This window comes from Pseudomonas sp. I2 (assembly GCF_040984075.1).
Lineage (GTDB): Bacteria > Pseudomonadota > Gammaproteobacteria > Pseudomonadales > Pseudomonadaceae > Aquipseudomonas > Aquipseudomonas guariconensis_B.
In genome coordinates, this window is sequence record NZ_JBCGFQ010000013.1 from 52,076 (window position 1) to 79,046 (window position 26,971).

A 26,971-nucleotide genomic window follows, 5' to 3' on the forward strand; every position below is an offset into this window, starting at 1 on the left:
GCACGTCAGCTAGAGCTGATGCGTGGGGCCGATTAGGATTCGACGCCGGTAGCGAAACTCTAGGTGCATGCCGAGTTGGTAACAGAACTCGTAAATCCACTGTTGCAACTTTTATAGTTGCCAATGACGAAAACTACGAGGGCTACGCTCTCGCTGCGTAAGCAGCCGAGCCCGCTCTCCTGGTAGCTTCGGCTCCAGCAATCACCAGGGGATGCCTGTAAACCCGAAGTGATTGTCATACAGAACAGGATCGCCGCGTAGTACGTTGTGGACGAAGTGGCTAAAACTTACACAACTCGCCCAAAGCACCCTGCCCGTCGGGCGGCTGCGGGTTAACTCAGTAGACACGGCTAAGCATGTAGTACCGACAGCGGAGTACTGGCGGACGGGGGTTCAAATCCCCCCGGCTCCACCAAATATCCTTTACAAATCAGGCACTTAGCGAATAGCTACAGTGCCTTTTTTGTGTCTTTTGGGGCCGTTATGGTTGGGTAATGCCAGCTTTATGACAGCCTCCCTTCCCGTGAAGCCCCTCCCCGGCTACCGCCGTTACCTCAATAACCGAAAAAAAGTTTTCTGTCGCTTTTCCGGTTTGAAAACGCGCCACAGCGATCTTTCAGGAGTATTAAATCTGTGTCGGCTTACACACAGAGACCCGCACATGCCGACACATGCCCCCAAGAAGTACCTGATCAGCCATACCTCTCTGCAGCAATGCTTTGACAAGAGCCGCTCCGGCCTCGAGAAGCTGCGAGAAAACGATCCCAGCTTCCCTCGCCCCATCAAATTTGGCTCAACCAAACAGGCTGGCGTTTACTTCGTCGTCGCGGAGGTGGAGGCCTGGCTAGAGAGCAAGATCAGCGAACGTGATGGCACCACTGAGGATCTCCCCAAGAGAGATGAGCAATGACCACAAACGAGCAGATCCCGCCATTCCTGGCGGAGATGCCCGAGCCGGCACGTGCCTCATATCTCAGCCCAGAAATTGCGCCAAAGCCGCTCCCGTGTGAGTTAACAAGGGTCATGCCCTGGCATGACGAGCTACTGCCAGCCGATCTGCGGGAATACGTCCGTGATGTCGCTGAGCGCACTCAATGCCCACCAGATTTTATTGGAGTCGCGCTCGTGGTTGCTGTCAGCGCCGTGGTCGGCCGAAAATTTACCATCCACCCAAAACAGCACGATGATTGGATGGTCGTCCCCAACCAGTGGGGTATCGTCATCGGGCGGCCATCTGCGATGAAATCGCCTGCACTCAAACAGGCACTGCGCCCACTGCATGCGCTGGAGTCCAGGGCGCGAAAACAGTACAGCCTGGCTGAGGCCGATTACAAGGCAAGCAACGAGTTGCTCGAAATGGAACGCAACGCCGCCAAGGTCAAGGCAAAAAAACTCCTCACTAGTGGCGATAAAAACGCAGCTTTGGCGGAACTGAACAGACTTTCCAGCGACATGCAGGCTCCGGTACTTCGCCGGTACATCGTCAACGACTCGACTGTTGAGAAACTCGGCGAGCTGCTCAACGAAAACCCCAACGGCCTACTGCTTCTGCGTGACGAGCTGGGAGGCTGGTTGGCGACGATACAAAGCGAGGACGGTTCTGTCGCACGAGCTTTCTACCTGGAATGTTTCGATGGCAACGGCTCATTCACCTACGATCGCATTGGGCGCGGCACCATTTTCATCGAGTCATGCTGCTTATCCTTGATCGGCGGCATTCAACCGTCACGAATCGCATCGCTGGTGCGCGCCGCGATCAGCGGCGAATTGGATGACGGCCTGATTCAGCGCCTACAACTTGCCGTTTACCCGGACGATGTCCGCGAATGGCGTCTAGTGGATCGCTGGCCGAACAAAGCCGCCACTGAGCGCGTGGATTGGGTTATAGAGCAGCTCGACCAAATACCCGATGAGCCTCGTTCTGCGCTCAGGTTCAGCCCGGAGGCACAGGAGATATTTAACGCTTGGTATACCCGCCACATGCTGGAAAGCCGGAGGGAAGAAGTACATCCAGCATTGCAATCCCACTTCCTAAAAATGCCACAGACCATTGCCGGATTAGCACTTCTATTCGAGCTTATCGGCGGAGGACAGCAAGTGGTCAGCGCAGAGGCTGCTACCCGAGCAATTGGCTGGGCGGCCTACCTGATGAGCCATGCACAGCGATTGTACGGTGCAGCAATTAACGCCCCACTACTGGGGGCGCGGTTGCTCCTGGAACGTCAGCAGAAATTACCCGAGCCGTTTACCGCACGAGAAGTGCGCCAGAAGGACTGGACAGGATTGGGCTCGCAGGACACCGTAAATAACGCGCTCGCAATTCTGGTTGAACACGACTTCATCGTTGGCTACGACGTTGCCAGTGAGAAAGGTGGCCGCCCATCGACACGCTATGTTTGGCGAAAAACGTAGCCTCAGCCCATAAGGGCTACCTACAAAACCTACAAAACCAGGTTCCGTAGGTTTTGTAGGTAGCCTTTCCCTGGTTGGGAGAAGTAATCAACGCCCAAATGTGCTTACCTGAGCGCTAAGTAGCCGGTGTTACGAAGTCGTCCCGCATTCGGAACGCTGCGGATGAGCCGCTTTCGACAAGCACGTCGAGCACATACAGAATCGCCTCGCGCAGGGTGGGATCACGCTTGAGTTCTAGTGGGCGTGAGTAGACATGCCGTTGGAGCAGGCTTTCGAGTATGAAAACGGTGTTGGACTCGCGCAGCATTTCGGCGGTATTCCCCAGTTTGAGCGCATTTGCGATGTGTACAAAAGCTGCTGGCATGGAGCGCTCGCCTATGTGGTAGAGAAAACGGGCGTAGCTGTCCAGTACGATCGAAGCCGGTGGCAAAGCGTTGAACAGCGAATCGACGTTATGGGCGTAGCCTTCCAGGCTCCGCCAGTGCCGGACATCGTCCTTCCAATACGCGGTCAGAAAGATGGTCGAGAGTACCTCACTGCCGTAAGGAAGCTCCCCTTCCAGATGGGCAAGCCATTTGGCGTGCTTGACCCTCTCGGCAAACAGGTTCCACAAAAACCAGTATTGCTTGGGGTTGGGGTTGCGATCCTCGCTGCTGGTCAATCCTTGGATGAAGCTATGGATTTCACGTGGATGCCTGTCAACTGCATCCAGGATTGGCTGCAGGACTTGTGCCGCATCGACATCTGTCACACGCAAGACGAATTCTTGCATGCAGTAGGATATCGACTGTTCACTTTCGAAGTTTCGGTCACGCCGACCGTTAGAACTGCCGTACGCGCGGTTCCAGCAGTCGACTAAGTATTCACTGGCGCGTCTATAAGCAGCCATAGCAAGAGGCGCATTGGATGCCTGGCCTAGTATTACGAGGATTTTTGCGAACGCCTCAGCACCGAATGGCTCAGTGATGTCGAGACGGCTGTGCGCGTCTTCGGCTATGGCTCCGTCAGTCCAGAAACGCTCACGAACTGCTGAGGCTGCGGCAGCGACGATTGCTTCCAGCGGGTTCCGCTTGTCGTAACGCTTCTTCTCTTCGGCTTTCCAATGACAATTGGAAATAGAGGCCTCTGTAGAAATAGCATTGACAGTCAAGTGAGCGAGAGCGGGATTTGCTGTCCAGAACTGGTCGTCAATGCCCCTGGTAGCATACCAACGGACTTCGTCAATCGGGTGGGTTATTGCAGTGATAAAGGCTAGGCGTACGCGCGGTGTTTGGCCTTGGGTCAGAGGCTTGTATAGAAGCAGCGGCACCACAAAAGCACATGGACGATCTGCCTGCATCGAGAACCTCTGCATCCGGTTTATGGTTCCCCATGAATCCGCGTGCCTGGAGATTTCCGAGCAAATGACATCAATGCACCAGTCCCGCTCTTGCGGTGACATCTCCTCCCAGTGATCGCGGACGCAGACCGCAGCAGCGAAGCCGGGGGCATTTCGGCTGCCGTCCGGGTATTCATTGGTGCGGTCCATCTCCTGCGCACCTGACAGTATCTTCCTCCATTGTGCCGGTTCAGCAGAGCCAAGTTTGTATTGGAAGATCTGGAGTCCCCAGTTGTAGATGCCTAGCCGGGCATTCGTTTCTTCCGTGTCTTTTGCGCTCTCCTCAATGAATTGCTGCACTTCCAGGGCAGCGGGTTTGGGTTCCAAACTGATGTAGTTCTTCGTTGGCTTTTCGCTGTCCACTGTGGATGTCGCGCCCAATGCTGGCTGGGCTTCAGATACGGCATACTGGCGTAAGTCCATCCGATGAAGGGCAAGTTGCCATATGAGGGCATCTTCTTGGCGTTTGTCCAATGCAGGCAGTTCAGCTAGGTGCTTGTCGATGATCGCGTGAACCCTTGGGGCAAGAGAGCCGAATTGCAGGTTTGCGATAGCTACTTCGAGGTCATGTTGACGATGCGGTAGCTCGTTCGACTGCTTCCTTTCCTCTTCGTAGATTTTGTCCTCGGCGTTTAGGGTCGGGAACATTCCCGCAAGCATGGAAGTCTGGTGCTCGCTGGCCATGCGACTGCGGTCGATAAGGATGTAGTCTTGCACAGAAAGCAGTACCAGAAGAGCCTCTCCGGATTGGTGAGGATGGGCGGTTGCCACGCTTGCAACGACAGCTGCGAGTGCTGCGGAATCGCTGCGGTGCAGGATCGCAAGCAGCATGGCATCCAATCCCTCAGGGTGGAGTTTGGCATAGCCGAGCAGCCATTTCTCAAGAGCCATCAGCAGCGACTGAAGTACATAAGGGCTGACGCCCAAGCCTCGGTACATCCCCCAAAGCCGCGGGTTTACCCATTGTTTCCGCACTAGCCCATCTGCGAGCGTCAGCTCGACTTCCCAAGCGCGTTCCAATCGGTCACCAAGGCGTGGATGCGCGTACCACTCGGCACTGTGATTGAAGACTTGTACCAGGAAATCGAGGCCCTTTCCCGGATGGCACGTGAGCAGGTTGATCCATGGTCCTCGGAACGCACTGGCAGGGAGAGAATGGCGGCTCAGGTGTTCCTTGATGCCGAAGTAAAGCTCAATGTCGAGGGATGAACGGCCGAAGGGTTCCTCGCTCAAGTACTCCTCCGTGGCGAGGAGGTTATCTAGTGCGATGGAGATCAAAAGATCCGGCAGGTCGCGGGCCGCAGGTGCGCCGTCTAGACCCGCAAGAAGAATATCGCGGAACTCTTCGGCCACGGGGTCGTGATTCCAGCCGTCCCTGATCTGTCCGCGCATAACAGTTTCGAAGCGAACAGGGTTGGCCTTCGGAATCTTGGCAATGACTTTGAGAACGCGTTTACGTGCATCGCCCCTTCTGTAGCTGTCAACGCGCGGGAGGAGCCAATGAGCAATCCCGGCGATCTGTTCAGAGCCTTCGATGTCCGGTGCCCACCAACTGACGCCGCGTACAGCATCCTCGATCAATGCAAGTAGCAGTGGAGAATCTTCCGAACCAAAACTGCTAATGTTGCGATGAACAAGCCCTGCAACGGTAGCCCAGACCACTCCGTCCGGCACGTTCAGGATCGAACTATGGCCGCGCGTGCCGACAAGCCAGGCAGGCGATGTCACGCAGGCAACTCGCAGTAGATGGATTACCCGCTTGAGTACGGCGCGATTATTGGCGAGCAAATCAGCCTCGTGCCGCGCCAGAAATTCCGGGGCAGACGGTGCCTTCAACAGCGAAACCAGCGTGTCGTCGCGGAATTGAGCGGGAGCATCTGCTTGCGTGATGGCTGCTCGGAAGATCCGGTCTGCAGCAGGCTCATCGCGGTCGACCAGTTCGGCAACCCACTTCCTGTAAGAGCGGCGCAGTGCGGGATGCGGACCAATCGCGGAGGAGAGCGCCTTGAATACCATTTCATCCGTGAGGTGCTGCTCCTCGATCCATTGCAGGATGGCCCAGTCTTCAAGTACGTCGTGCGCCGTCGCAACGAGTAGGGGTTTTCCCTCTGGAGACGCAATGAGGGAGTCCTGTCTCAGCAGAGTGACGGCTACAGGGTCGAGTCCAGAAGCAGTTACATGATCTGAAAGGGCCCGCGCTCGTCGTACAGCTAGCTCCTGCAGGGCCTCTTCGCGCAGACGCGGCATGCCGTTGGCGGGACAGTGATCCGCACGTACGATCTGCTGCCAAAAAATTGCCCGAAAATCCCGCTCGCTTTCTGGAAGTGAACGTCCTGCATCCCAGGAAATCTGGCGTGCCTTGTCGATAAAGTAGGGGTTGCGCAGGATCTTGCGTAGAGCTGGATTACCCAGCGGGATCGCCATTGATGGAAACGCTGTCTGGATCTCTTCTAGTTCGGAGTCGTCGAGTGCTGGTATCTCGATGACAGCATGATCAATTCCTGCAGGTAGAAGGAAACTGGCCTGTACCTGCTCCACGGAATAGTCGCGACAGGTCATTACGATACCGAGACCGTTGTCTCCCTGGGCAAGCGTCATCAGATCACTGAAAGCGTCGCGTGTGGGTTTTTCGAGCAGGCGTTCGACGCTCTCAATGAGGAGGACCTTGCGATCTTGCGCTCCGAGAATGGCCTGTAGCTCTGAAGCGCGTACAGGAATCTGACTGTTGTGCAGGGTTTCATCAATGTGGGCGACGGCGAATTCCTCAACCCGGAAGCCAAACGCGAAGAATTCGCGGGAAAGAAAAGACACTGCTTCCTTGCCAATGACTGACTTGCCGCTACCAGCTGGCCCCGTGATCAGGACAACTTGCTTCACTTCGAGGGCTTCAAGAATTTTCTGGACAATGCCAGCGCGCTGCAGGTGTAAGGTCGGCCCAATCGTTTTGCGGATTTTCCTTAGGACGAAATCCGTATGGTTTCGCAGGGCTGTCAGTACGTTTTTCTCGTGCGTTCCCACTTCGCTATAGGAAAGAACAAGAGCATCTGGAAGGTCAGTACGCTTCAGGCTTCGAGCGGCTGGATTGGCTTCGCTGGTAAAAGACAGAAGCCTGTTCCAAGCTGAAGTTGCGCTTGCGAGCGGATCCGAGTCAGTGGACTTGAGAGCGAGCAGTGTCTTGATATGTGCTTCGGTCTGACGTGTCGATGTGTGCAGATCGAGGCTCAGGACGTGTAACACACACAGGAACGGCCACAGATCTTCGGCAGTGACAGGCGTGTCTTCTAGTGCACTGACAATCGTGCAGAGTTCGTTGCACTGGGAGACTGACTTCTTGGAGATGAATCCGCTTAAAGACAGTCGCCTCTGGAATTCTTTGCCATCAGCGGCCCCCCTGGCGCAGTCGAGCAACCCAGAGAAGTTTTCGAGGAGCGTGTTCGTACCACGTAGAGTGACGAGGACAAAGCGATCGTGTTGGGAGTTAAACGGGGCGGCTTTCTTGAAGTCTTTCCAGAAATCTCCAACAGTCTTCTTGCACTCATCGTCGGCGGCACTAATCGTGAGGCTGCGCTTCACTTGCCCGACAAGTTGTGCCGGTGCTTCACCTTCCCGCTCGCAGACGACGAGGAAGTCATCTGTATTGAAACCGAGATGCTCTGTCTGGAAGTGAACCTCTGCAACCCCCCTATCAGTCAGTATCGGTGGGATGCTGCGGACGAGTAGCTGGGCCAGCCAATACGTCTGAACGTGTTGCTCGAAATAAACACCTGCGCCGCCGGTGGCAGTAGGGCTTGAAACACGTTCCTGATTTTGACCATCCATAGTGTTCACCTAATATGAGCTCCGTCCTCCGAATCGGGGTGGCTGCTTTCAAGGGGGCCTCGATAGCAAACATCATGCGAACGTTCACACGACCCACGCTACGTTCCGATCAAGAATAATAGGATGTGGGAATATCATTATTTGCCGCAAGCAGCCACCTTTGGCAGCCATTCTTGACCGGCTCGGTCTACCAATCACTATCTGACTATCATGAACGCCCTTCACCGTCGTCATTCGTTGCCCATTCACCGTACTGGCCCTGCACTCAGGAAGACACACCGTCATCTGCCGTCCGTTTCTCTTCGCAGCCGGAGCCATGTGCTTAAACCTTATGATGCCGGATCGTCATCTGATGCTGGTTTGTTGCTACCACTGGGGCTCCCACGCGAACAGATTACTCCCTCGGGGGAGGCATCATACTGACATCACCCCTTCACAACGCCGATTGCCCCGTTAAAGACCGTGAAAGCGCTGAAACTCAGTATTTATACGGCCTGCAGCCACAACACCCCTTCACGACACCTCTTAACGACACCCCTTTACAACGCCAATTGCCCAGCTAGAACCAGTGAACACGCTGAAGCCCAGTATTCATGAGGCTTACAGCGGCAACACCCTTTCACAACACCTCTTGACGACACCCCTTCACAACGCCAATCGCCCAGCTAAAGCCAGTGAATATGCTGAAAACCCAGTATTCATGCGGCTTGCAGCCGCACACCTCTTCACGACACCCCTTCGGCCAAAATCGGCAGATTCTCTCTATGTGAGGTGAACCGTCAGACTCCCATAAGCAAGTGATGGGAGGTGAGCCCTGTTTTTTTACGATGTGTCGCGAAGCGGAGGTCAGGGCCACCCAAAAGCGCCTGATCAGAGATTTGGGTTTTCCGAGAGCGGGGGGAAACTGAGCTCACCTACCTCGAGGAGCACTACCATGAATTTGCTCGCCACCATTGCCAACCTGATGACCTCAATCGCCTCCCCGACAAAACCGCTGTACACCACAGTGGTATATCCCACCCAGGGGAAGGCAGTCGTGTTGCATGACGGTCTCAACATCTGCAGTGAGCGCATGTGGTATCAACATCCCGACTCGCTGACCGGCGAAGAAGAGAAGTCGACCGATCCGCTCGACCTTCATATCGACGATAACGCGGCCTGGGTCGAGCCCGTCATGCAGACTCAGGCTGACAATTACAGCCTGCTGAGCAGCTTCGTGGATCAGATGGACAACACTTGGGTCAACCCGGCCAACGGGCTGCCGATGATGGATGGCTGCGTCGATGTCATGGGAAATGCGTACGGCATAGACTCGATGAGCGACGGTCTGTGGTTCGATCACAGCGGCACGTTCGCAGACTAAATCAGTGCCCGCCAGTTGTCGGCGCTAGAACGCTGAACCAGCATGCGAATTTGCTGTGAGTTTCTGTACAGTGAACGAGTCGTTTAGACTCTGATGGCCACCAGCACGGGAGAAGAACATGGACCGGTTTGAGCTACTGATCTACTCAGTGTTCGGCGTGCTCTGCGCCCTGGGGATTACCGCTGCGATTGGTTACAAGATTGCCGCTTACCTGGACAAGCAACACGACAACAGCAGACGCAACGGAACACACCCAAACTCGACTGCCGAGTAATTGGATCAAGTGAGCGATCAGGTCACGTTAAAGCACGTGCCCAGTCAGGGAGGATGACATCGTGAGCAAAGTTGAATGCCAGTGCTGTAGAAAGATGATGGTTCCGAAGGTGATCACCAGCGCGCCGTTCTATGTGAGCGGAGTTCCCCTAGGCGGTGGTGATCCCGAGTCATCTGTATGCCCCTTCTGTCTGTCGCCGAAATGGATGCTCACCGAGCACCAGGCTCTGGCCGCAGGCAAGGCCAATGCAGAGTTCTACGGCATTATGGCTCTTGCCCTAGTAAACATCTTTGCCTTCGTACGCCTCGGAGAGCTGGGGTGCGGGATAGTGCTTGCTGTATCGGTCGCAGCTTTCTTCCTACGCAGCAGAATTATCAGCGCGCTAAAGCAGCGCTTGAGACGCTAAACCGGCTCGTCTTGCCCCCCTTCAAACCACGTTGCTGCCGGTCATCTGATCGCGAACTTTAAGCACTGTCGTGGTACTGCAGCCTGCATGGCGAGCAGTCGCGCGAATACCCAGGCCAGCGCCCAGTAGTTCACCGATGCGCTGATGCAGGTTCTTGTCAGCCGGCCGCCCCCTGTAAGCACCGGAAGCTTTGGCTCGATGAATTCCCTGGGCCTGACGCTCACGACGCTGCTCGTAATCCTTGCGCGCGATAGCTGCCATCATCTCGATCATCATGCCGTTGATCGCCGCCTGCATTCGGTCAGTGAATTCGTCACCAGCCTTATCTCTCATGTTCTGATGGCTGGTCGGAAGATCCAGGGCGACAATACGCAGCCCTTTGGAGTCAATCGCAGCCTTGAGTGCCTGCCAATCAGCAACCGGCAATCGAGAAAGCCGGTCGATGCTTTCCAGGAGCAATATGTCTCCCGCATGGGCATCTGCTATCAGTCTCAACAGCTCTGCTCTGTCAGTTCTGGCACCACTGGCGTTCTCAACATATTGCGCAGCGATGGCCCTGCCATGGTCGGCAGCGAACTGCTGTAGAGCCTCTCGGGCACGATTGGCGTCTTGCTCGGCAGTTGATGCACGAAGGTAAGCGCGTACGAACATCAGATTTCCTTTCGCGTATCAGTTTGGGTGGTTTTTTTCGGGCGTATCAGTTAGACCGTTACTTACAAATTCGAGCGCCAGGGAAACTGTGCTCCCAGACGTATCAGCTAAGGCATACCCAAAAAAATCGTCGCAGACTTGCGAAAGCCAGCAACGTAAGACTAACAGGACTATTTCCCTACGAAGTAGAGGGCTCGGCCTTGGTTGAAGATGGCAGCAGGGATTGAATCTTTCCTCAGTCGCTGACCAGGATGGTAGATGTAGATCCATTCGGGTAGGTACTTCGATGCCTTTAGCATGGCTTCCGAAGTCGTTATGTCGTTCTTGTAGGCATCAAGCGTGAACTGGTTGTGCCGGATAAATATCGGCCCGTAGCTGCGAGGCGACGCCAAGAAGCTTGGTGACGCAGCGGGTATATCCGCGAATGGGATAGGACGTTCCGCAAAGATATCGGCTGGTGTTGCGTACGAGCGCGAATGACCATCAGGGTAACGGCCGGTCTGCATACCCACCTTTGACAAACCACCTGGAAAAATCTCTCTGCGAACCTCCTCCACCTTCTGCAGGGCCAGAGCCGATGCCTCCTCTGGTGAGCCGGCCTGATTGGAAGGTACCCAGGCAACAACCTGAGTTGCCCGAGCCGGATCACTTGATCCACCCAGTAGCATCAAACCCAAGCCAACACCTGCGGCTGCACCACCGCTCATGCCTGGAGGTGGTGACACATATGCAATCGCACTTAATCCAGCATCCCCCAGCCCTGCCACTGAGCTGTTGGTGGGGCTCACCCTATCAACTCCCCCTACCATCTCGATTGGAACGTCACGCTGCCCGGAAATCCCCATGGCAGTCAAAACGTGCATCGCATCCGACCATTTTTCTTTCGGCACATCATTTGGCTCAGGAAGCTGAACAGTCTTCGGCGATTGAGTGGCAGAGCACCCAACCAGAAAAGCTACTGCCGCAGCCAGCACGTGGCCTCGAATCACTGTTGATGTACTACCCATGGCGCTGCTCCCTGTTGTGATCACCACAGCTTACGGCGGCTTGCGGAAAACCCAATGGCACAACCCTGCGAGAGCGCCGGCTTGGGATTTCCAAGACCTGGCATAGCGTGTCATGCAACGTCATGCACACGGAGCACCATCATGGAATTTATCGGCCTTGGGAACGGGCGAACTTTCCCACCAGTAGCACCGAATGGCCGGATTTACGCCGTACCAGTCACCCAGGAAAACCAAGTAGAAATTTTCTGCCTGACACCTGAAGGGCTCATTGGAAGCGGAGTCAAGGCCAACTGGGCTGAGATCACAGGTTTCTATTACGACGACGAGTCCTGGGAAATCATCCTGCGCAACTATGTCGGCAGGGGAATGCGTTTCCGCCGAGGAGTGCCCTGTGGAATCGTTGAGGACGGTTGCGAAACCTTCGAAACAAATATTCAAGGGTTCGCAATCCCAATCTGCGTAATGAACCGCATTGCTTTCGAGCAGAAAAAACTGCATCAGACCTGATGGCGGCTTTGGTCTTTCAGAGCAACCAGCAGCCTGACTACGTCGTGTGGCTCGCCCATACCCTGGTAGGGAGTTTCTCAGAGATCTAATTCCGTCGCTTTTGTTGCGTGAAAGCGAAACCCACGCTGGGAAACCGTCCGTAGGCTGTATCCGAGTAGTTAACGGAAGTCGGATATGACCAACAGAATTGTTAGACGCTGCTCGCATGAGCAATCCCTCTACGCCAAATCGATACGCGACGTATGCGCAATCGTTACCCCTGAATAGCCAGGAACACCGACGCATGCGCTACGTAACCGTGAGGAAATTTGCCAGCGAGTCTGGTTACTCCGAAGACGCTATCCGCTCGAAGCTTCGCGACGGGATTTGGCGGCTCGGAGAGATATGGATCAAGGCCCCAGATGGCCGAGTACTAATTGATGTGGAGGGATATGAGTCGTGGGTAGAGATGGGCGGGGAGTTCGGGCAGTCTCCGAGTCGAGTATCGAAATCACGTTCATGTATCGCGGCATTCGGTGCCGTGAGCGGATCTCGCTCAAGCCCACCGCCACTAACCTGAAGCGGGCTGAGCAGCACAAGGCGGCGGTCGAGCACGCAATCGCCAATGGCACGTTCGACTATGCCGTCACCTTCCCTAGCTCGCCGAGGGCGGCGAAGTTCGAGCCAGAGGCCAGTCAGGAGACTGTCGCGGGCTTCCTGACCAAATGGCTGGCCAGCAAGAAGCAGCACGTATCGAGCAGTACATTCGAGGGGTACAGGAAGCTGGTCGAGCTGCGCCTGGTGCCGGCGCTCGGCCCTACCCTGTTGGTCGACCTGAAGCGAAAGACTGTGCGCGACTGGCTGAGCACGCTGGAGGTGTCCAACAAAACCCTGAGTAACATCCAGAGCTGCCTGCGCTCGGCACTGAACGACGCAGTAGACAATGACGAGCTGATCGATACGAACCCGCTGGCCGGCTGGGCCTTCTCGCGCAAGGATAAGGTGAAGGAAGATGATGTCGACCCCTTCAGCCCAGAGGAACAACGCGCCATCCTGGCCGCGCTCGATGGCCAGGCGAAGAACCTGGTGCAATTCGCATTTTGGACAGGTATGCGTACCAGCGAAATGGTCGGATTGAACTGGGAGGACATTGATTGGGTACGTGGCGAGGCTTACGTCACTAGGGCGATGACTCAGGCCGCAAACGGTAAAGCCGAGGTGACTAAGTCAAGATCTGGCAAACGCCCCATAAAGCTATTGGCACCAGCCATGGAAGCATTGGTTGCACAGAAGGCCTATACCTTCCTGGCCCGCAACGAAGTATTCCAGAATCCTCGCACGCAGGAGCGATGGAAAGGTGATCAGCCGATTCGGAAAACCATGTGGGCTCATGCAGTGAAGAAGGCGGGAGTTCGGTATCGTCGCCCTTATCAGACCCGGCACACCTATGCTTCGATGATGCTATCAGCCGGCGAGCATCCGATGTGGGTAGCGATGCAGATGGGGCACAGCGACTGGACAATGATTGCCAGGGTGTACGGCCGATGGATGCCATCAGCTGACGTTGAAGCCGGCAGTAGGGCAGAAGAGATATGGATGAGCGGCAGCGCCGAAACGATGGCAAAAAAAATACTTTAGAAACGGTATCGCATCACTTCTTCTTGTCTTTGGCGGGTACAGTCTTTTTATCAGGTGGGGGCTTGCCATATAGCCAATACGCGGCAATACCATACAGTCCCAGGACAGTGGCTGTTGTAGATGTGATAAATGCTATCACTACGGTATCTGACAATTTGAATTTCAAATAAACATAGCCGTCGAAAAGCGGTGTGAACCACTGTCCGAAACCCTGTAGGAGGACTACCACCAGAATAACGAAGATCCACACTAAAGCCAGACCAAGCAACAACTTGGAATGTGACATCCGCATGCCATGGATGTCATTGGCGTGTTTACGCTTCTGGGCCTGGTCTTCGTTATTAGCAAATGCCTGCATCTCCTCAGCGATTTTTTGATCGAGAAGCGGAGATTGAGCAGAAGCGACAGGGGGGCGGAATGCGCTCTGGGACTGCTCGGCATTAGTCGCAAACGCCTCAGCCTCGTGACCCGCGGCAGTGTCAGCAATCGGAGATGTAGTTGATGGGGAGGGTGGCAAGAATTCGCTCAATTGACCTTCAGGCGAATCCTCGCCATCTCCAATTCAACTCACAACATCGAGTGAGTAGGTTGCGACAGAATCCAACGATAGAATCCTTCGATCATATCGTTTGAAATCACCGCATTTTTGCCTTGGTTGTTCCAGGTCACGCTCCATGGCGTTCCAGGCTGGTGTGTAGCCGCTGACAAGGTTATACCGTCCGCGCGCCCATAGATTTTGGCAACTTCTTGAATCACCGCCTGCTCGTTCTGGTCGAACATGACCGCTGGTGCGGAAGGCACGTGAGAGACCGGAGACGACCGAAAATCCCTCACGGCTTGGTACACGCTGCGAACGACAGGACCATACTGCCAAGCCTCCACAGGCTCGCTGATCAGCGGTACGCCGTGTTTGGCCAGCATATAGCCGTGGGCGACGTACACAAGCTTCAATAGCTGCATAGGAGTGACCGCTGGGTCTCCAGCTGCCCGGCATTCATTAAGGATTTGCTGGGCAACGGCGCGTGCATCTCTACTCATCTTTTTGCCCTCCTTAGTCAACCTAGTTCATCAAAAATGAGGCGCGAGTCTGCCTAAGTCAAGGGAGTATGTCAATTTTTGCTTGACATGCGAGCCCTGCCTCGTTCAGGAGAGAATCATACCACAAATACTGTACATGCAACCAGTATCGTGCGACTCGTGAACAGCCTCAAAAATGACAGCCTTATGCCAGCTTTCCGCCTGTAAGCCCTATGAATCAAAGGTTGGCTGCGGGTTCAAATCCCCCCGGCTCCACCAATTTTTCTTCCCAGGAAGACCCAGAAAAGCCGTAAAGTCTAGAGAAATCAAAGCTTTACGGCTTTTTTCTTGCCCACGCTTTCCCACCTAATCCCAGGGCATCCCACAGTTGACGGGGGCATATATGGGGGCATAAAACGCTCATCAGCTCGCTCGTAGAGGATGTGCCCCCAATGCCCCTGAAAGACACCAACTGCCGCAACGCTAAGCCCCAGGAGAAATCGTACCGCCTGTACGACGAACAAGGTTTGTACTTAGAGGTGCAGCCCAACGGAGGCCGTTACTGGCGCGTAAAGTACCGCTTTCTGGGAAAGGAAAAGCGCCTAGCGCTTGGTGTTTATCCTGAGGTCAGCCTGCAGGAGGCCCGGCGCAAGCGTGATGACGCTCGCGTTCAGCTTGCCGGTGGCCAAGACCCTTCGCTGCAAAGACGCATGGCCAAGGTGGTCAGCCAGCTCGATCACCAACACACCTTTGAATCGGTCGCAAAGCAATGGCTCACTATTCGCGAGTCAACCTGGAATCCGGAGTACACCCGCACGGTACGGCAGCGCCTTGAGCTCAATGCCTACCCCTGGTTGGGAAAACTCCCGATCAGCAGCATCAGCACACCCATGCTGGTCGAAAACCTGCAGCGCATCATCAAGCGTGGCGCTCGCGAGACTGCGCGTCGTGTTGCCCAGATCTACAAACAGATTTTCGAGTTCGCCGAAGCTGCCGGTATCACCCCACCCAACCAGATTGGGAATCTCTCTCGTACGCTCCCAGCCAAGCGGGTGAAACACTTTGCTGCCGTGACTGATCCTGAAAAACTCGGTGCACTGCTCAAAGCGCTGGATAGCTACACGGGGACACTGCCTGTTTGTTGTGCACTCAAACTGGCCCCGTTGCTGTTCTGCCGGCCCGGTGACCTGCGCCACATGGAGTGGTCAGAGGTCAACCTGGATGCTGGCGAGTGGTTGATTCCCGGTCACAAGATGAAAGGGCTCACTGTCACCAAACAGGATCGACCGGACCATCTGGTCCCGCTCAGCCAACAAGCAATTGTGGTTCTGCGCGAGCTGAAACCACTCACTGGCAGGCACCGATACGCCTTTCCCTCTGCTCGAGGAGGCGACCGACCGATGTCCAACAATGCCGTCCTCAGCGCGTTGCGCCGCATGGACATTAGCGGCGACGAAATGACAGGGCATGGCTTTCGTGCGACAGCGAGAACCATAGGTGCTGAAGTGTTGGGGTTTCGCCCAGATCTCCTGGAGCATCAACTCGCTCACACAGTTAAAAATCCGCTGGGACGTGCGTACGATCGAACCACTTTCTTGCCGGAGCGCCGCGAAATGATGCAGACATGGGCCGACTATTTAGACTCGATAAAGAGCTAAACGCTCTGTCAACTGTGCCCTTGGTCAGGCCAATATCTACCCAACCAAGGAGAGGAGCATGCGAGTTGCTATCGAACATGCTCGCATGTTAAAAATCGTTCGTCCCAAGCGGTCCCTATCGATCCGCAACGGTCCGCCACGTCGCTTTGGTAACGACGTTAAAAACTTTTGCCTCGTTCGCATTCGCTGATCGGGCCGCATCAACTGCCATCGGTTGATTTGCGCATCTGACATGAACGCCCTCAGTCCGTTCTGCCCCTAGAAGCCTTACGGCCCTAGAATTTCTGTAGCCCACAACGACCTCCGACGCTACCGAACATTAATCTCGGAAACGCGCATATACCTATGCGTATGGCAAATGCCCGTGCTCGCTATATAGCCAGCCGATATCCGTCTTTTACCCTTTTTAGCAGTAGTGCCGGAGGACGCTGCGTCACGCTTCAGGACTAGGACTCAAACCTATGGCAATGCACGTTAGCAATTTTGACGACGTCGGCTACGATGACAAAATTCTTCGTTTACGCGATGTCGAGGCAATCGTCGGCTTAAAACGCTCAACAATTTATCGCAAAATATCGGAGGGCCATTTCCCGCGCCAACGCCTTTTGTGCGGCTCCAGCGTCGGCTGGCGTAACAGTGAAATCCAGGCTTGGATTCGGCAAAGGGAGGCGCTGTAATGCAGCTCCGAACACCTCAACAGCCGGCCTGGATGGTAGAACTCACCGCGGCAGTAGATATCCCAGTGGAAAAAATCCAGTGGATATGGCCAGGCTGGTTGCCAAGGGCAAAGCTCTCCATTCTTGCCGGCGCAGGTGGATGCGGTAAAACCACACTTGCGATATCGCTGGCCGCCACACTCAGTAGAGGTGGTGACTGGCCAGACGGCAGCAAATGTGAGATCGCAGGCAACATCGTAATTTGGAGCGGCGAGGATGGTATAGCTGACACGATCATTCCTCGCCTTACGGCTGCAGGTGCCGACCTAACCCGCGTGCACATCATCGAGGGGCTCAGTGATCAGCGTGGGAACAGACGACAGTTTGATCCTGCAGCCAACTTTGCCCTTTTGAATGAGGCAGCCGCACGGATTGACGGCGTTTCATTGCTGATTTTCGACCCACTGATCAATCTCATTCGTGGGGACATGCACCGAGCCAACGAAGTTCGGCAGGGACTACAAATGGTGGTGGATTTTGCCAAACAGCATTGCTGCTCCGTGCTCGGTATATCTCACCTCAGCAAAAGCGCCTCTCAGTCCTCTGTAGCTGATCGAGTCATCGGCAGCCAGGCATTCTCAGCACTTGCTCGCACGGTACTGGTGGCCGGGAAAGCTAATAATTCTGAAGCTCGGGTGCTTGTCCGTGCCAAGTCGAACGTTTCGATCGATATAGGGGGGATAGAGTATTTCGTTGAGCCCATCGTGATAGACAAGCAGCTGGAAACAACCTGTATCCGGTGGGGGCAGGCCGTCGAAGGAAGCGCTGAAACTATTTTGGCGGATATCGAGCGAACGGGTGGGGCGAGAGCAGTATCAGCGACTCAGGAAGCTTGCAGCTTTCTTGAAACCACGCTGCAAGCAGGTCCTGTTTCAATCACTGCGCTGCAGTCTTTAGCTGAGGAGTCATGCATCTCTTGGGCATCAATTCGTAGAGCGCAGAAACAGCTAGGTATCCGCTCATGCAAGGTGGGCATGCAAGGCGGATGGGTATGGGAGCTGCCCACCGCCCCCTGAAGGTGCTCACCCCGAAGATGCTCAACACTAGTGTTGAGCACCTTCGTTTTATTGAGCGCCTTCGCCTCACGACCAGGGAAATCCTAATATTTATACAGCCCGAGAATGCGCAGTCGTGACAAAGAGCAAAACGGCTAGCGGTGGTGAAAACCGCTCTGCCGAATGGGCGTAACCACTCGTCGTCATTGCGCATGCGGCAAACGAAGTCAGAACTCGAGATCGCGATCGCTGGCGGCGACCATGCCCTGCTGACGATCGACGCCATTCGCGCAGAGGCGACGACGCTCAAGGTACTGGAACATTCGATGATGCGCGCGTTCGGCGACGGAGGTGACGGCGGCCTGTACAGCTTGTTCCAGTTCCGAATGACGTCACTCAAAACTTTCCTCGCCCTCGCGGTCGCGGCTGCGCTCATGATCGATACGCCGGTCTAGCTCGGGGAGGATGGCATCCACCCATTGCCGGACATCAGCATACGGGCTTTCGCGAAACGTCAACACCTGAGCCTTGCGACGGGCAAAGATGTCGGCAAGCGAGCCGCTCCAGCTCCGAGGATGGAGACGAGTCCAGAAATCGCCGAGAAAGGCGCACCTGTCCGGCGCATAATTGAGCAATTCGAGAAACAGCGGCGAGATGCCGTTATCCTCCTCGTCGTCATCCTTTCGCCTGAACATCGAGATGGCACGGCCGAGCAACGTATAGCGCGTCGCCGCATCCTGGTCCGCCCATTGGCGCAGCACCGCTGGGTCCATGTTCTCAACCGGTGTGCCGAAGCCGAAGTCCGCGTCGAACAGCCGGCGGTTTCGCGATGTCATCTCGGGTAGAAGGAACATATCGAGCCCCGCAGCGGGGTGGGTGTCAAACAGCGCTTTCAGCACATGGCTCAAATCATGATGGGGAAGATAGCTGACCTCCATCGCGCCGCGGATATGCGCACAGACATCGCGAGCCGTCGCTTCACCGTCGCTCCCTGCACAGCAGACCCGAATGATCGTGTGCAGGCCATAGTCGCGCAAAGCACCCTCCTTGCCGAAATCGGCGCGGCGCAGCAGGTTGCGGCCGAGCGCGATCAACGTCGAATTTCCCTGCCGGCCTGCTTCGCGGTCGCGATAGAAGTGCATGTGCAGGATATCGAGCGCGATCTGGACCCCGTCCGGCAGAGCCGCAATATCGAGCAGTAGGAGAGCTAATGCCTCCGGCGGTGAATCGCCGACGATGCCGTTGGCGATGTTCATGAAGTCAAAGGACTGAAGCGCGCCCTTCTCGATCGCGCGTCTCAGCCGCGCGATTCCTCTCGCGTCGATTCCTATCCGCGCTTGAAGATAAGGAAGCGAGTGGGCCAATGCCAGGTTCTCGATCGCGGCATCCAAGCTGGTTTCGGCAAAGCCAGCATCGCGCTGATGCGCTTCGTAGATGAACCCGCCGAGAACAATCACATTGCGGTTCTTAGGTTCCGCCGCTTCGAAATGACCGACCAAATCGCGCCAGATCTCGGCAAGGTCCCTAGCACCTTCGGCGAGGCCGCGCCCGCACTCGAACGCACGCTGGGCATGGGGCTCGTTCATCAGCTCGGCCAGGAATTCGGCGCGCGTCTCGAAATCTTGCGCCAATTGTCGGCCGACATCCTGAGCCATTTGGGCGGCCTTGTGCCACGGCCTCATCACGTCCTCATCGTCCGGCTCGCCGTCAGCAACGTCCCAACCGCCACTGGTACGTTTGAGCACGACCGCGCGTGCCTGGTGCAGGAGGTCGGACGGTTTGAGCCGTTGAATAATCGCTTCGAGGCGCTTTCGCACTGGCTCGGGCATTGCATTGCCTTCGAATCGGAGGGAGGTGCGGAACGCGATCCAACCCTCGATCCATGGCTTCACCTTGACGAACGCGCTCGCTGCGCGGTCCAGGGCGTCGTGGCATGCGCCGAAATGCCACAGGGCGCGCACGTTGCCGGCAAGCGTGCTGCGCGCGTCAGCCAGGACTGACGACAACTCGACGGCGAGATCGATAGCGCCGTCGTACCAATCCCACACGTCCTTGTTCAGCTTCGGGCGCCATCCCCAGTCGCGCGACCGTGCTCCGAAATCGAAGCTGCTGGATGAGATGAAATTGTGCGCGGTCAGAAGCGCGTCAAGCGCGACGGATGCACAGCGGCGCTTGTCTGCATCATCGGAGTTTGCCAGCAACCGCACGAACGCGCGCCGTTGCTCGGGCGGAGTCTGGGTCCCGGACAGATACAGGCGGAAGAGCTCGGCAAACGCGTCGCGGGCGGAGTTCTGATTATGGTCGGCAGGCTCGGCGGCGAGGAAGCGGGCGAGCACCGTCGCCGCGGTCTCGAACATGTGCTGCTCATAGCCGAGCGCCTTGATTAGACGGATCCACTGCCACCGGGTCGGCTCGATCGGCGACAGCAATGTTGCCCCGTTGGGACCATCCAGTTCGTGTTCGATTTTCGCCAGCACCGCCTCGGGAGCAACTGGGGCGATGTTGTTCAGAATCTGGAGTCCTTCCTCGCCGCGCGCCATGAGGTCCCCGAGCGGCCCGTCGCTTAGCAGCCAGCGCGCGACCGCAGCCTGAGCCTCTGGGCTATCATGAAGGTAGCCCAGACGGCGGGAGAGCGACTTCTGCATGCGCGGCGTCAGCGAGGCGCTGAACCGTTCGAAGTCCGACGGCGGGATCCGTTGGAGCGCGAATGTGGCAAGCGGGTTCGCAATCGCGTGCGGGAGGAGCGCCTTCCAGCGGCCGCGTACTTGCGCGATGCCACGTTGGCGAAGCTCCGCAAGCGCGGCGTAAAGCGTCGCCGCGCTCACCGACCGTAGGCCGCCGATGCGCGCGAGCTCGCCATCGGATGAGGTGTCCTCGCCATCGACCGAGTAAAGCAACGACAGCTCTTCCGCCGCTAACAACAAATTCTGGTCGGGCTGGTTGCGCTGCTGGAAGATGCGCTCGAACAACTCGCGGCTCTTAAGCTTGCCCAGCGTCTCCCCCTTACCGAGCGTTTCGGCCAGGGCGCGGGCCACGCGGAAGTTGCCATCGCTGAAGTCGGCGATGGTTCGCCGGTCGATTTCGGACACACCCGGGAAGGATTGCTTGAGCCATTCTGCGACCAGATCGGGCGAGGCGGACTGCAGACGGAAGACCTCAGTCCGCTCGGGCTCGTCCTCGCGAACATCATATTCGACAGTGAGAAGGCTGACGTTGCTCGTGCTTTCCGAGCAGATGCGCGTGAGCTCGGTGTGAGTGGCCGGATTGCAATTATCGACGATAAGGATGGCTCGTTGCCCCCGCAGAACGAGCTGTCGTGCCATGTCGCGCGCGGTGGGGTCGGTTTCGGCTGAGTAGTCAGTATAGATTGCGAGGCTCGGATCAAGCGGCTCCTCACCGACCTCGCTCTCGAACAGCGCCTGGACCAAGCGCGTCTTGCCCAAGCCAGACATGCCGATCAAACGAATACATTGCTTCGGCGTGCGAAGCGCGGCGCGAAGGCCCTTGATACCTTCGGCGATCGTCAGTTGTTCGCGTTCACGCGAGCGCTCATCGGTCAGACAAGCCTTGTCGTTGAACAGATAGGACGTTACCTCGGCGACGTGCGTTCCGGTCCATCCCCCGATGCTGCTCCACCCCGACAGACCTAGGCCGACGCGGTTGCGGACCCAGGCGGCGATGCCCGGATATTCGTTGACCCAGGTCGCGATGCGATCGCGGTCGTAGAAATCGGTTTGGAGATCACTGGCTTCGGGGAGGTCGTGCAGCGCGGCGCGCATCGCCGAACGCCGATCGGCAAGCGGCTTATCTGCGACCGACCCCTGCGAACTGACGATGATGTAGGCACCGGATTCTGCGGCGAGCTCGCGGATGACTTGCCGCAGCTTCCCGTCGCCCCCGCCCTTGGGCTTCGGCCGCATCTCGCCTTCGATGGCACTCGCCGGCATGTCCGGCTTCTTCACCTGAAAACCGGTGCATGACCGCGGTACGAAGTCGGGGTTTGCAAGCGGCATGGAACATTGTACGCGCACATCGAGCCCACCATCCGCGGCGTCCTGATTGCCGCCTGCGGTGACCGCCGAAAGGGGACAGCCCTGTTTTCGCAGCTCCGCCAGGGCAAGACGGGCGACGAGGGTGCGCAAATCGGCATCGCCCAGATTGCCAATATCGGCACCTGTCACTTCGAGCATTTTCCCGGCCTTCCCTAGGTAAATTCTGTCAATGATCGTATAGATAAAGCCTGTCATGATTGGCGGGCTCACCGCCAGCCATGCAGTTCAGCTAAAAACTACTTGCCAATGAAATAGAGGTTGCCGTTCTTGTTGTAAATCGCGGCCGGCCGAAAATCCTTAGGCCAATTCCGTCCAGGATAGTATGCATACATCCATTCGGGCAGGTGGCTAGTAATGCCCGCCAGCGCATCCAAGCCGTCCTTATTAGCTCTGCTAGCGTCAGCAAATAGTTCGCCTGAGGGATCGGTCAGGAAAATCGGGCCGTAGGCTTTCTCGGCCGAAATGAATGCAGGCGCAGCGCTCGCCGGAGCGTCGAACTGCGTAGGGTTCCCAGCAGCCAAATCTGCAAGTCTGTCGTATTTCTTGCCTGATCCGTCAGCATACTTAGCCGGCTCATGACGCAACTTTGAAATTTTTCCACCGAAGTATTTTTCTCTCGCATCAAGCCAGGCCGATCTGACCAATGCAGATGCCTCCTTTGGGTTAGACGCGAGATCCTCAGGCACCCATGCAGCAACTTGGTAGTGATAGACAGGGCCAGCACTCCCACCACCCAGCAAAAATAACCCGATGCCAAGAGAGGCTGCTCCCGCGCTGCTAAAACCAGTTGGAGGCGACACGTATCCCAAACCTGCTGTCGCTAGACCTCCAGAGCTTCCCGTAGACCGCGGCACGCTCAGGTAATCTACTTCCTTCCCGACCATTTCCCTTGGAATATCGCGCTGACCATCGATGCGCATAGCCTCCAGAACCAGCATGGCATCGGACCACTTCTCGCGAGGAACATCTTTAGGTTCTGGCAACGTGACCTTCGGGGTACTGGAGCAACCGACCAGCGCAGCCAATAGCAACGTACCAACGCATCCCTTGACAAAAAAAAGCACCGACATGAAAACGACCTATTTATTCAGTGGTAGCCCAGCACAAGTAGTACGTCTGGGGCATCCTTCACTTGCCAGCCAGCCCATAGTGCCCAAACTTAACTGGGCAACTTCATCGGAAAATACCACCACCACTTAAACGACTACAGATGATTTCGGCGAGTAAACATAGCGGTAAAGCGTTGTTCGAGAAACGCCATACCGTCGGGCAACATCGGTTACCTGTATCTCAGAATCTCTGAGAAGAGCCCGTATCTCACGTACCTGACGCTCATCCAGCACAGGCTTGCGCCCCCCCTTCCTCCCACGAGCCCGAGCCGCAGCCAATCCTGCGCGGGTCCGCTCGCGAATGAGGTTGCGCTCGAACTCTGCCAGCGCAGCGAATACATGAAATATCAGCTTACCCGCAGCGCTGGTAGTTTCGATTCGTTCGTTGATGGATTCGAAGGACACTCCCTCCTGCTCCAAACGACTGACGATCCCAACCAGGTCAGCCAGAGAACGGCCGAGACGATCCAGTCGCCACACGACCAGAGTGTCACCGCTGCGCAGGGCCTTGAGGCAATGCCCCAACTCCGGCCTATCTACTGATTTGCCGCTCATGGTCTCTTCGTAGACCACGGAGCACCCAGCCAGTGCAAGTGCATCTCGCTGCAAGTCGAGGTTCTGATCATCAGTTGACACTCGTGCGTACCCAGTCCGCTTTCCCATACGTTTTTCTCACACTGATTTCGGTATGAGAAAGGTGACAGTTAGGTGGGAAATCCCAAGCCCAGAAGCTCGTCTGGAATAGGTGTGCCATAAACGACCGTTTACGGATTGTCGGCCTCGTCAATTTCAGGCGCTGAAAGCGACCGAAAACGAACCTCAGAATATTTTTTCTCGCTCAACATTTCTTTTTAGCAGCTCAGCACCCGAGCTGAACGGAGGAATGACCATGAAGCAGAGTTTCTACTCACATTTTGACCGGGATTTGGCGAGGGCCGGTTCGGCGAACCTCAATGAGGCAGTCCGACGCGGGCTCCTCAGTCAACACGAGGCAATGATCCACGACCATCAGTGGGCACAGTTTAGTATTTACGCCAAGGAGTCTCATGAGGTGGATGTCCTGGAGCTCGTCAATGAAAAACTGGTGCGGCAATACGGCGAAGAACTCTGTACGCAGGTGTACCACGGGAATCTTTCGGTGCAGACCGCGGAGGGCCTTCTTGAGACAGTGAGTTCAGTTATGGCCCTCGCAACCAGCGGTGACTGGAATGTCGTGATGCCTGATATCGGCGTTCCTGGCCATGCACGGATTACAGCCCCACACAGCCTTGATCAAGCGAAGTTCGAAGCCGCAGTAGAAGATGTTCAGGCCCGCGTATCAGAGCATCTGGCGGTGGTGTTGATGTTAGTGCGCCATCTCGGCATATCAATACGTGAAGCTTTTTTCTTCGACGCCCAAGCGGCTCTAGAGGCAGCCAAGGGGGATGGATTTATTCCCCTGGAAAGCGGCAAAGAAGGGAAGTATACACAGAGGATAATTAACATCTCGATGCCAAAGCAGATCGCCGTTTTGGAGACGGCATCCGCCGCCCAAGATGTTCATCGCTATCCACAAACAAAGCAGACATGGCGGTTCTGGAAGCAGAACAGCTTACCTGCTGCCAAGGATATTTTGCTTTTTCATGGGCTGAGTTTCTGTGATTGCCGAGCAGCGTTTGCATGTGAGCTTTACAAGCAGTGGTCCGGTCATGAAGCCCCGATTCTTGGAGGGCGCGCTCCTAATATCGAGGATCTAGAGGCGCGACATCACGTCGCCTACGAGCTTGGGAAATTGCGTATATGGGAAACTGATGCATACGTCGGTGCCCGAGCTAACCTGCGAAAGGAAGCTGCCACTACCGGTCGCTAAGCCATCACAGCAGTTTGGGACTACATCAGACGCCCTTATCCTTGACAGACCTCGAATCAAAGGAGTCAGGGTATGGATGGTTTTGAGCTGCTTGTATACGCCGTGCTTGCCGTCATCAGTGCGCTGATTATCACAGGTGTAATTGGCTATCTGGTCGCAGCGCACCTGGACAAGAAGCACGACGACGATTGAGCCTTCAGCGGAACGACCAGATCCCTGCAAAAAATTGTCCGCTGCCCCTTGGCAGCGGGCGCTTACACACCCCATCGGCAAGGCATCCTACCGCTGCGACAAGCACTATTCGCCCAAGTCTATGAGGTCATGGAACGAATCTGGAAGGGCTGGCAGTTTCCTCGCCATAGCGAAAGTGACCTGAGCGCCGAAGCGTTTAGTTCAGCGACATGCACACCCGCCATGTGGCGAGCTAGCTTGCCCAACACGCAGAAACTCGTCCGCCGACTCGCAAGCAACACCTCATCTTGGGTTTTCCGAAAGCTACCGGAGAGTGCCTAGCGACCTCATCCACCCGGAGCATCACCATGGAATTTCGTCACCTCGGTATCGGGCATTACTTCCCACCTATTGCACCAAACGGTCGGGTTTACGCTGTGCCTCTTGGGCAGGAATCCCAGGTAGAAGTTTTCTGCCTTACCCCTGTAGGCATCATAGGTGCGGGCATTCAATTGCACTGGTCAGAAATCATTGGTTGTTACTACGACGGCGAATCCTGGGAGATCATCCCGCGCAACTACTCCGGACGAGGAATGCGCTTCCGCAGGGGCCTATCCTGCATCATGGTGATCGAAGGTAACGAGGCCCTCACGACGCACATACAGGGCTACCCCATCCCCATGTGCGTGATGAACCGCATTGCATTCGAACAGCAGCGAGCCAGTGAGGAGTAGCGCGTTACCGTCACCACCCGCTACGCGACACGGGTACCAGCTAGGCCGGCACCTACCAAAGATTATTTTATGAAAGTGAAGCCCTTCACTACTAATACACATCACAGTTCGCCGGCTGACTTGTTCGTAGGCGTGACTGCTAATAGCAAATATGGTCTCCGCCCGCTTGCCTGCAGGGGCCTGCTTGTTGACGGCGCTTAGATTTAGCGCCCTATACTGCTTATAGCCCGTACCCGTCGCCTTTCCTGACGAAGCGCAGCAGCATGTCTCACCGAAATTCACTGCTGATACGAGAAAGCCCCGTCAGACCATGCTACACGGAGCTTTCGGGCATTGAAATCGGCTCAGATCCATTCGGAACTGCTTATAGTGCACTCAGCCCCTACTCCTCCGAGTAGAAATCGCCATGATCGAGCGCCTGATATCGAGATAGCTTCCTCTCATAGGCGACCAACGTCCGACGCAGCTGACGATTCTCGCTGGCGATGCTGCGAATCTCAGCAAGACGCTCCTCGACCTGTAAAACGAGGCGACGGTAAGGGAATTTGACAAACTCAAACGAGGAAGCCGGGTATTTGTACTTGCCGTTGCCTTTAGGAATAGTCAGGGGTGCGAAATTATTTTTTTGCCCTTGCAATGGCACCAATCTGCACCAGTAAATCGAGTACGCGTTCGGGCTCGTTTGCTTGATTGACACAGCAGCCACGACAGATTTGACCCCAGTCTTTTTGTATATCTTCATGGACGCTTCGATGTAGCTTGCGGCCAGGCGTCTCGCATCCGCAAGCAGCTGCTCGTACTGCTGATCCAGGAGGGTGACTATCGTTTGTGCTTCTTTACTCATCATTAAGGCTCTCTTCGCTATAAGAGCCAAAATGGTGACCGATCGCTGAGCACGCGGAATTCGATTTCAGACCGTTCTGCCGTCGGAAATCTACCGAAAGGGGGTAGTCTGGCTCAGGCCGTCACCCTACGTCGCGCCAAGATGATAGACGGATGACTACATGTCAGCCGCAGAAAAACATAACGTGCAAATGATGCACAACAGATGACGACGGCAGCCTCGCCCCTGGCGGAACAAGATCAACATGTTGGAAGCAGTCCTTCGATTGCTGTCTGTAGCGCGCTGGAGGCAAATCGAAAGGAACGCTGATCAGAGAGCGAAGTAGGTGTAGAAAAAGAAGTGCAGCTACCACCTAGGTACGTTCAATTACCGGCGCGGTAGGGAGCGCATGT

The 26,971-nt window shown here is 55.9% G+C and carries 22 protein-coding genes and 1 other RNA gene; 14 read left to right on the forward strand and 9 right to left on the reverse strand.

Annotated features, from left to right (window positions below; translation table 11 throughout):
* The first annotated feature begins 24 nt into the window (after positions 1-24).
* The 3 genes from ssrA to WCE05_RS08890 all read left to right on the forward strand — a co-directional run bounded on the left by ssrA (position 25) and on the right by WCE05_RS08890 (position 2,412).
* Positions 25-415: a transfer-messenger RNA gene (gene ssrA / locus WCE05_RS08880) on the forward strand.
* Between the two features lie 246 nt (positions 416-661).
* Positions 662-910, forward strand: a complete 249-nt coding sequence (locus WCE05_RS08885) for a helix-turn-helix transcriptional regulator (RefSeq protein WP_368815760.1) — start codon at positions 662-664, stop codon at positions 908-910.
* Entirely contained in the window at positions 907-2,412 is a 1,506-nt protein-coding gene (locus WCE05_RS08890; protein ID WP_368815761.1) for a YfjI family protein, read from the forward strand. Before WCE05_RS08885 ends, WCE05_RS08890 begins: the two co-directional genes overlap by 4 nt.
* A 115-nt stretch (positions 2,413-2,527) precedes the next feature.
* Here the strand turns inward: WCE05_RS08890 and WCE05_RS08895 are convergent, their stop codons facing one another.
* A complete protein-coding gene (locus WCE05_RS08895; protein ID WP_368815762.1) occupies positions 2,528-7,609 on the reverse strand; it encodes an AAA family ATPase in 5,082 nt (1,693 codons plus the stop codon).
* A 934-nt stretch (positions 7,610-8,543) separates the two neighbouring features.
* Here WCE05_RS08895 and WCE05_RS08900 point away from each other — a divergent pair.
* The 3 genes from WCE05_RS08900 (at position 8,544) to WCE05_RS08910 (ending at position 9,652) form a co-directional block, all read left to right on the forward strand.
* The gene (locus tag WCE05_RS08900; RefSeq protein WP_368815763.1) at positions 8,544-8,972 is read left to right on the forward strand and encodes a hypothetical protein; all 429 of its coding nucleotides are present in this window, start codon (positions 8,544-8,546) and stop codon (positions 8,970-8,972) included.
* A gap of 118 nt (positions 8,973-9,090) precedes the next feature.
* On the forward strand, positions 9,091-9,246 hold the full coding sequence (locus WCE05_RS08905; RefSeq protein ID WP_368815764.1) for a hypothetical protein: 156 nt from the start codon (positions 9,091-9,093) through the stop codon (positions 9,244-9,246).
* Between the two features lie 61 nt (positions 9,247-9,307).
* Positions 9,308-9,652, forward strand: a complete 345-nt coding sequence (locus WCE05_RS08910; RefSeq protein ID WP_368815765.1) for a hypothetical protein — start codon at positions 9,308-9,310, stop codon at positions 9,650-9,652.
* A gap of 21 nt (positions 9,653-9,673) precedes the next feature.
* Here the strand turns inward: WCE05_RS08910 and WCE05_RS08915 are convergent, their stop codons facing one another.
* Positions 9,674-10,303 (reverse strand): recombinase family protein, encoded by a 630-nt coding sequence (locus WCE05_RS08915; RefSeq protein ID WP_368815766.1) that lies wholly within the window; start codon positions 10,301-10,303, stop codon positions 9,674-9,676.
* A 170-nt stretch (positions 10,304-10,473) separates the two neighbouring features.
* Positions 10,474-11,310, reverse strand: coding sequence for a hypothetical protein (locus tag WCE05_RS08920; protein ID WP_368815767.1), 837 nt, complete (start codon positions 11,308-11,310; stop codon positions 10,474-10,476).
* A 141-nt stretch (positions 11,311-11,451) separates the two neighbouring features.
* On the opposite strand from WCE05_RS08920, the gene WCE05_RS08925 reads away from it, so the two are divergent.
* A complete protein-coding gene (locus tag WCE05_RS08925; RefSeq protein WP_368815768.1) occupies positions 11,452-11,817 on the forward strand; it encodes a hypothetical protein in 366 nt (121 codons plus the stop codon).
* Between the two features lie 498 nt (positions 11,818-12,315).
* Positions 12,316-13,434, forward strand: coding sequence for a tyrosine-type recombinase/integrase (locus tag WCE05_RS08930; protein ID WP_368815769.1), 1,119 nt, complete (start codon positions 12,316-12,318; stop codon positions 13,432-13,434).
* A 13-nt stretch (positions 13,435-13,447) separates the two neighbouring features.
* On the opposite strand, the gene WCE05_RS08935 is transcribed toward WCE05_RS08930, so the two are convergent.
* Together WCE05_RS08935 and WCE05_RS08940 are read right to left on the reverse strand one after the other, a co-directional pair.
* Positions 13,448-13,963, reverse strand: coding sequence for a hypothetical protein (locus WCE05_RS08935; protein WP_368815770.1), 516 nt, complete (start codon positions 13,961-13,963; stop codon positions 13,448-13,450).
* 38 nt (positions 13,964-14,001) lie between these two features.
* Complete coding sequence (locus WCE05_RS08940) at positions 14,002-14,472, reverse strand: Panacea domain-containing protein (protein ID WP_368815771.1); 471 nt, start codon at positions 14,470-14,472, stop codon at positions 14,002-14,004.
* Between the two features lie 431 nt (positions 14,473-14,903).
* Between WCE05_RS08940 and WCE05_RS08945 the strand changes: the two genes are divergently transcribed.
* The 4 genes from WCE05_RS08945 to WCE05_RS08960 all read left to right on the forward strand — a co-directional run bounded on the left by WCE05_RS08945 (position 14,904) and on the right by WCE05_RS08960 (position 18,275).
* A complete protein-coding gene (locus WCE05_RS08945) occupies positions 14,904-16,109 on the forward strand; it encodes a tyrosine-type recombinase/integrase (RefSeq protein WP_368815772.1) in 1,206 nt (401 codons plus the stop codon).
* Positions 16,110-16,570: 461 nt separating this feature from the next.
* A complete protein-coding gene (locus WCE05_RS08950) occupies positions 16,571-16,786 on the forward strand; it encodes a helix-turn-helix transcriptional regulator (RefSeq protein WP_368815773.1) in 216 nt (71 codons plus the stop codon).
* A complete protein-coding gene (locus tag WCE05_RS08955; protein ID WP_368815774.1) occupies positions 16,786-17,841 on the forward strand; it encodes an AAA family ATPase in 1,056 nt (351 codons plus the stop codon). Before WCE05_RS08950 ends, WCE05_RS08955 begins: the two co-directional genes overlap by 1 nt.
* 143 nt (positions 17,842-17,984) lie before the next feature.
* Positions 17,985-18,275: a hypothetical protein gene (locus WCE05_RS08960; RefSeq protein WP_368815775.1), complete on the forward strand. Its 291-nt coding sequence runs from the start codon at positions 17,985-17,987 to the stop codon at positions 18,273-18,275.
* Here WCE05_RS08960 and WCE05_RS08965 read toward each other — a convergent pair.
* From WCE05_RS08965 to WCE05_RS08975, 3 genes are all read right to left on the reverse strand, one after another.
* Positions 18,213-22,010 carry a hypothetical protein gene (locus WCE05_RS08965; protein WP_368815776.1) on the reverse strand — a complete coding sequence of 1,266 codons (3,798 nt, stop codon included), beginning with the start codon at positions 22,008-22,010 and terminating at the stop codon, positions 18,213-18,215. The two genes, WCE05_RS08960 and WCE05_RS08965, sit on opposite strands and share 63 nt — an antisense overlap.
* A gap of 98 nt (positions 22,011-22,108) precedes the next feature.
* On the reverse strand, positions 22,109-22,942 hold the full coding sequence (locus WCE05_RS08970; protein WP_368815777.1) for a hypothetical protein: 834 nt from the start codon (positions 22,940-22,942) through the stop codon (positions 22,109-22,111).
* Between the two features lie 126 nt (positions 22,943-23,068).
* Entirely contained in the window at positions 23,069-23,644 is a 576-nt protein-coding gene (locus tag WCE05_RS08975) for a recombinase family protein (protein ID WP_368815778.1), read from the reverse strand.
* A gap of 226 nt (positions 23,645-23,870) precedes the next feature.
* Here WCE05_RS08975 and WCE05_RS08980 point away from each other — a divergent pair, with 226 nt between their 5' ends.
* Together WCE05_RS08980 and WCE05_RS08985 are read left to right on the forward strand one after the other, a co-directional pair.
* Positions 23,871-24,830 (forward strand): hypothetical protein, encoded by a 960-nt coding sequence (locus tag WCE05_RS08980; protein WP_054881517.1) that lies wholly within the window; start codon positions 23,871-23,873, stop codon positions 24,828-24,830.
* Positions 24,831-25,369: 539 nt separating this feature from the next.
* Positions 25,370-25,735 carry a hypothetical protein gene (locus tag WCE05_RS08985; RefSeq protein WP_054881516.1) on the forward strand — a complete coding sequence of 122 codons (366 nt, stop codon included), beginning with the start codon at positions 25,370-25,372 and terminating at the stop codon, positions 25,733-25,735.
* Between the two features lie 382 nt (positions 25,736-26,117).
* Here WCE05_RS08985 and mobI read toward each other — a convergent pair whose 3' ends face one another.
* A complete protein-coding gene (mobI, locus tag WCE05_RS08990) occupies positions 26,118-26,582 on the reverse strand; it encodes a conjugative transfer protein MobI(A/C) (RefSeq protein WP_240523156.1) in 465 nt (154 codons plus the stop codon).
* Positions 26,583-26,971 lie beyond the last annotated feature (389 nt).

Coding starts and splice junctions, on each gene's coding strand:
- WCE05_RS08985 (WP_054881516.1), top strand. CDS start 25,370: ATGGAATTTCGTCACCTCGGTATCGGGCATTACTTCCCACCTATTGCA.
- mobI (WP_240523156.1), bottom strand. CDS start 26,582: ATGATGAGTAAAGAAGCACAAACGATAGTCACCCTCCTGGATCAGCAG.
- WCE05_RS08885 (WP_368815760.1), top strand. CDS start 662: ATGCCGACACATGCCCCCAAGAAGTACCTGATCAGCCATACCTCTCTG.
- WCE05_RS08930 (WP_368815769.1), top strand. CDS start 12,316: ATGTATCGCGGCATTCGGTGCCGTGAGCGGATCTCGCTCAAGCCCACC.
- WCE05_RS08970 (WP_368815777.1), bottom strand. CDS start 22,942: ATGTCGGTGCTTTTTTTTGTCAAGGGATGCGTTGGTACGTTGCTATTG.
- WCE05_RS08905 (WP_368815764.1), top strand. CDS start 9,091: ATGGACCGGTTTGAGCTACTGATCTACTCAGTGTTCGGCGTGCTCTGC.
- WCE05_RS08895 (WP_368815762.1), bottom strand. CDS start 7,609: ATGGATGGTCAAAATCAGGAACGTGTTTCAAGCCCTACTGCCACCGGC.
- WCE05_RS08900 (WP_368815763.1), top strand. CDS start 8,544: ATGAATTTGCTCGCCACCATTGCCAACCTGATGACCTCAATCGCCTCC.
- WCE05_RS08890 (WP_368815761.1), top strand. CDS start 907: ATGACCACAAACGAGCAGATCCCGCCATTCCTGGCGGAGATGCCCGAG.
- WCE05_RS08980 (WP_054881517.1), top strand. CDS start 23,871: ATGAAGCAGAGTTTCTACTCACATTTTGACCGGGATTTGGCGAGGGCC.
- WCE05_RS08965 (WP_368815776.1), bottom strand. CDS start 22,010: ATGCTCGAAGTGACAGGTGCCGATATTGGCAATCTGGGCGATGCCGAT.
- WCE05_RS08950 (WP_368815773.1), top strand. CDS start 16,571: ATGGCAATGCACGTTAGCAATTTTGACGACGTCGGCTACGATGACAAA.
- WCE05_RS08920 (WP_368815767.1), bottom strand. CDS start 11,310: ATGGGTAGTACATCAACAGTGATTCGAGGCCACGTGCTGGCTGCGGCA.
- WCE05_RS08925 (WP_368815768.1), top strand. CDS start 11,452: ATGGAATTTATCGGCCTTGGGAACGGGCGAACTTTCCCACCAGTAGCA.
- WCE05_RS08955 (WP_368815774.1), top strand. CDS start 16,786: ATGCAGCTCCGAACACCTCAACAGCCGGCCTGGATGGTAGAACTCACC.
- WCE05_RS08940 (WP_368815771.1), bottom strand. CDS start 14,472: ATGAGTAGAGATGCACGCGCCGTTGCCCAGCAAATCCTTAATGAATGC.
- WCE05_RS08975 (WP_368815778.1), bottom strand. CDS start 23,644: ATGGGAAAGCGGACTGGGTACGCACGAGTGTCAACTGATGATCAGAAC.
- WCE05_RS08915 (WP_368815766.1), bottom strand. CDS start 10,303: ATGTTCGTACGCGCTTACCTTCGTGCATCAACTGCCGAGCAAGACGCC.
- WCE05_RS08945 (WP_368815772.1), top strand. CDS start 14,904: ATGCCCCTGAAAGACACCAACTGCCGCAACGCTAAGCCCCAGGAGAAA.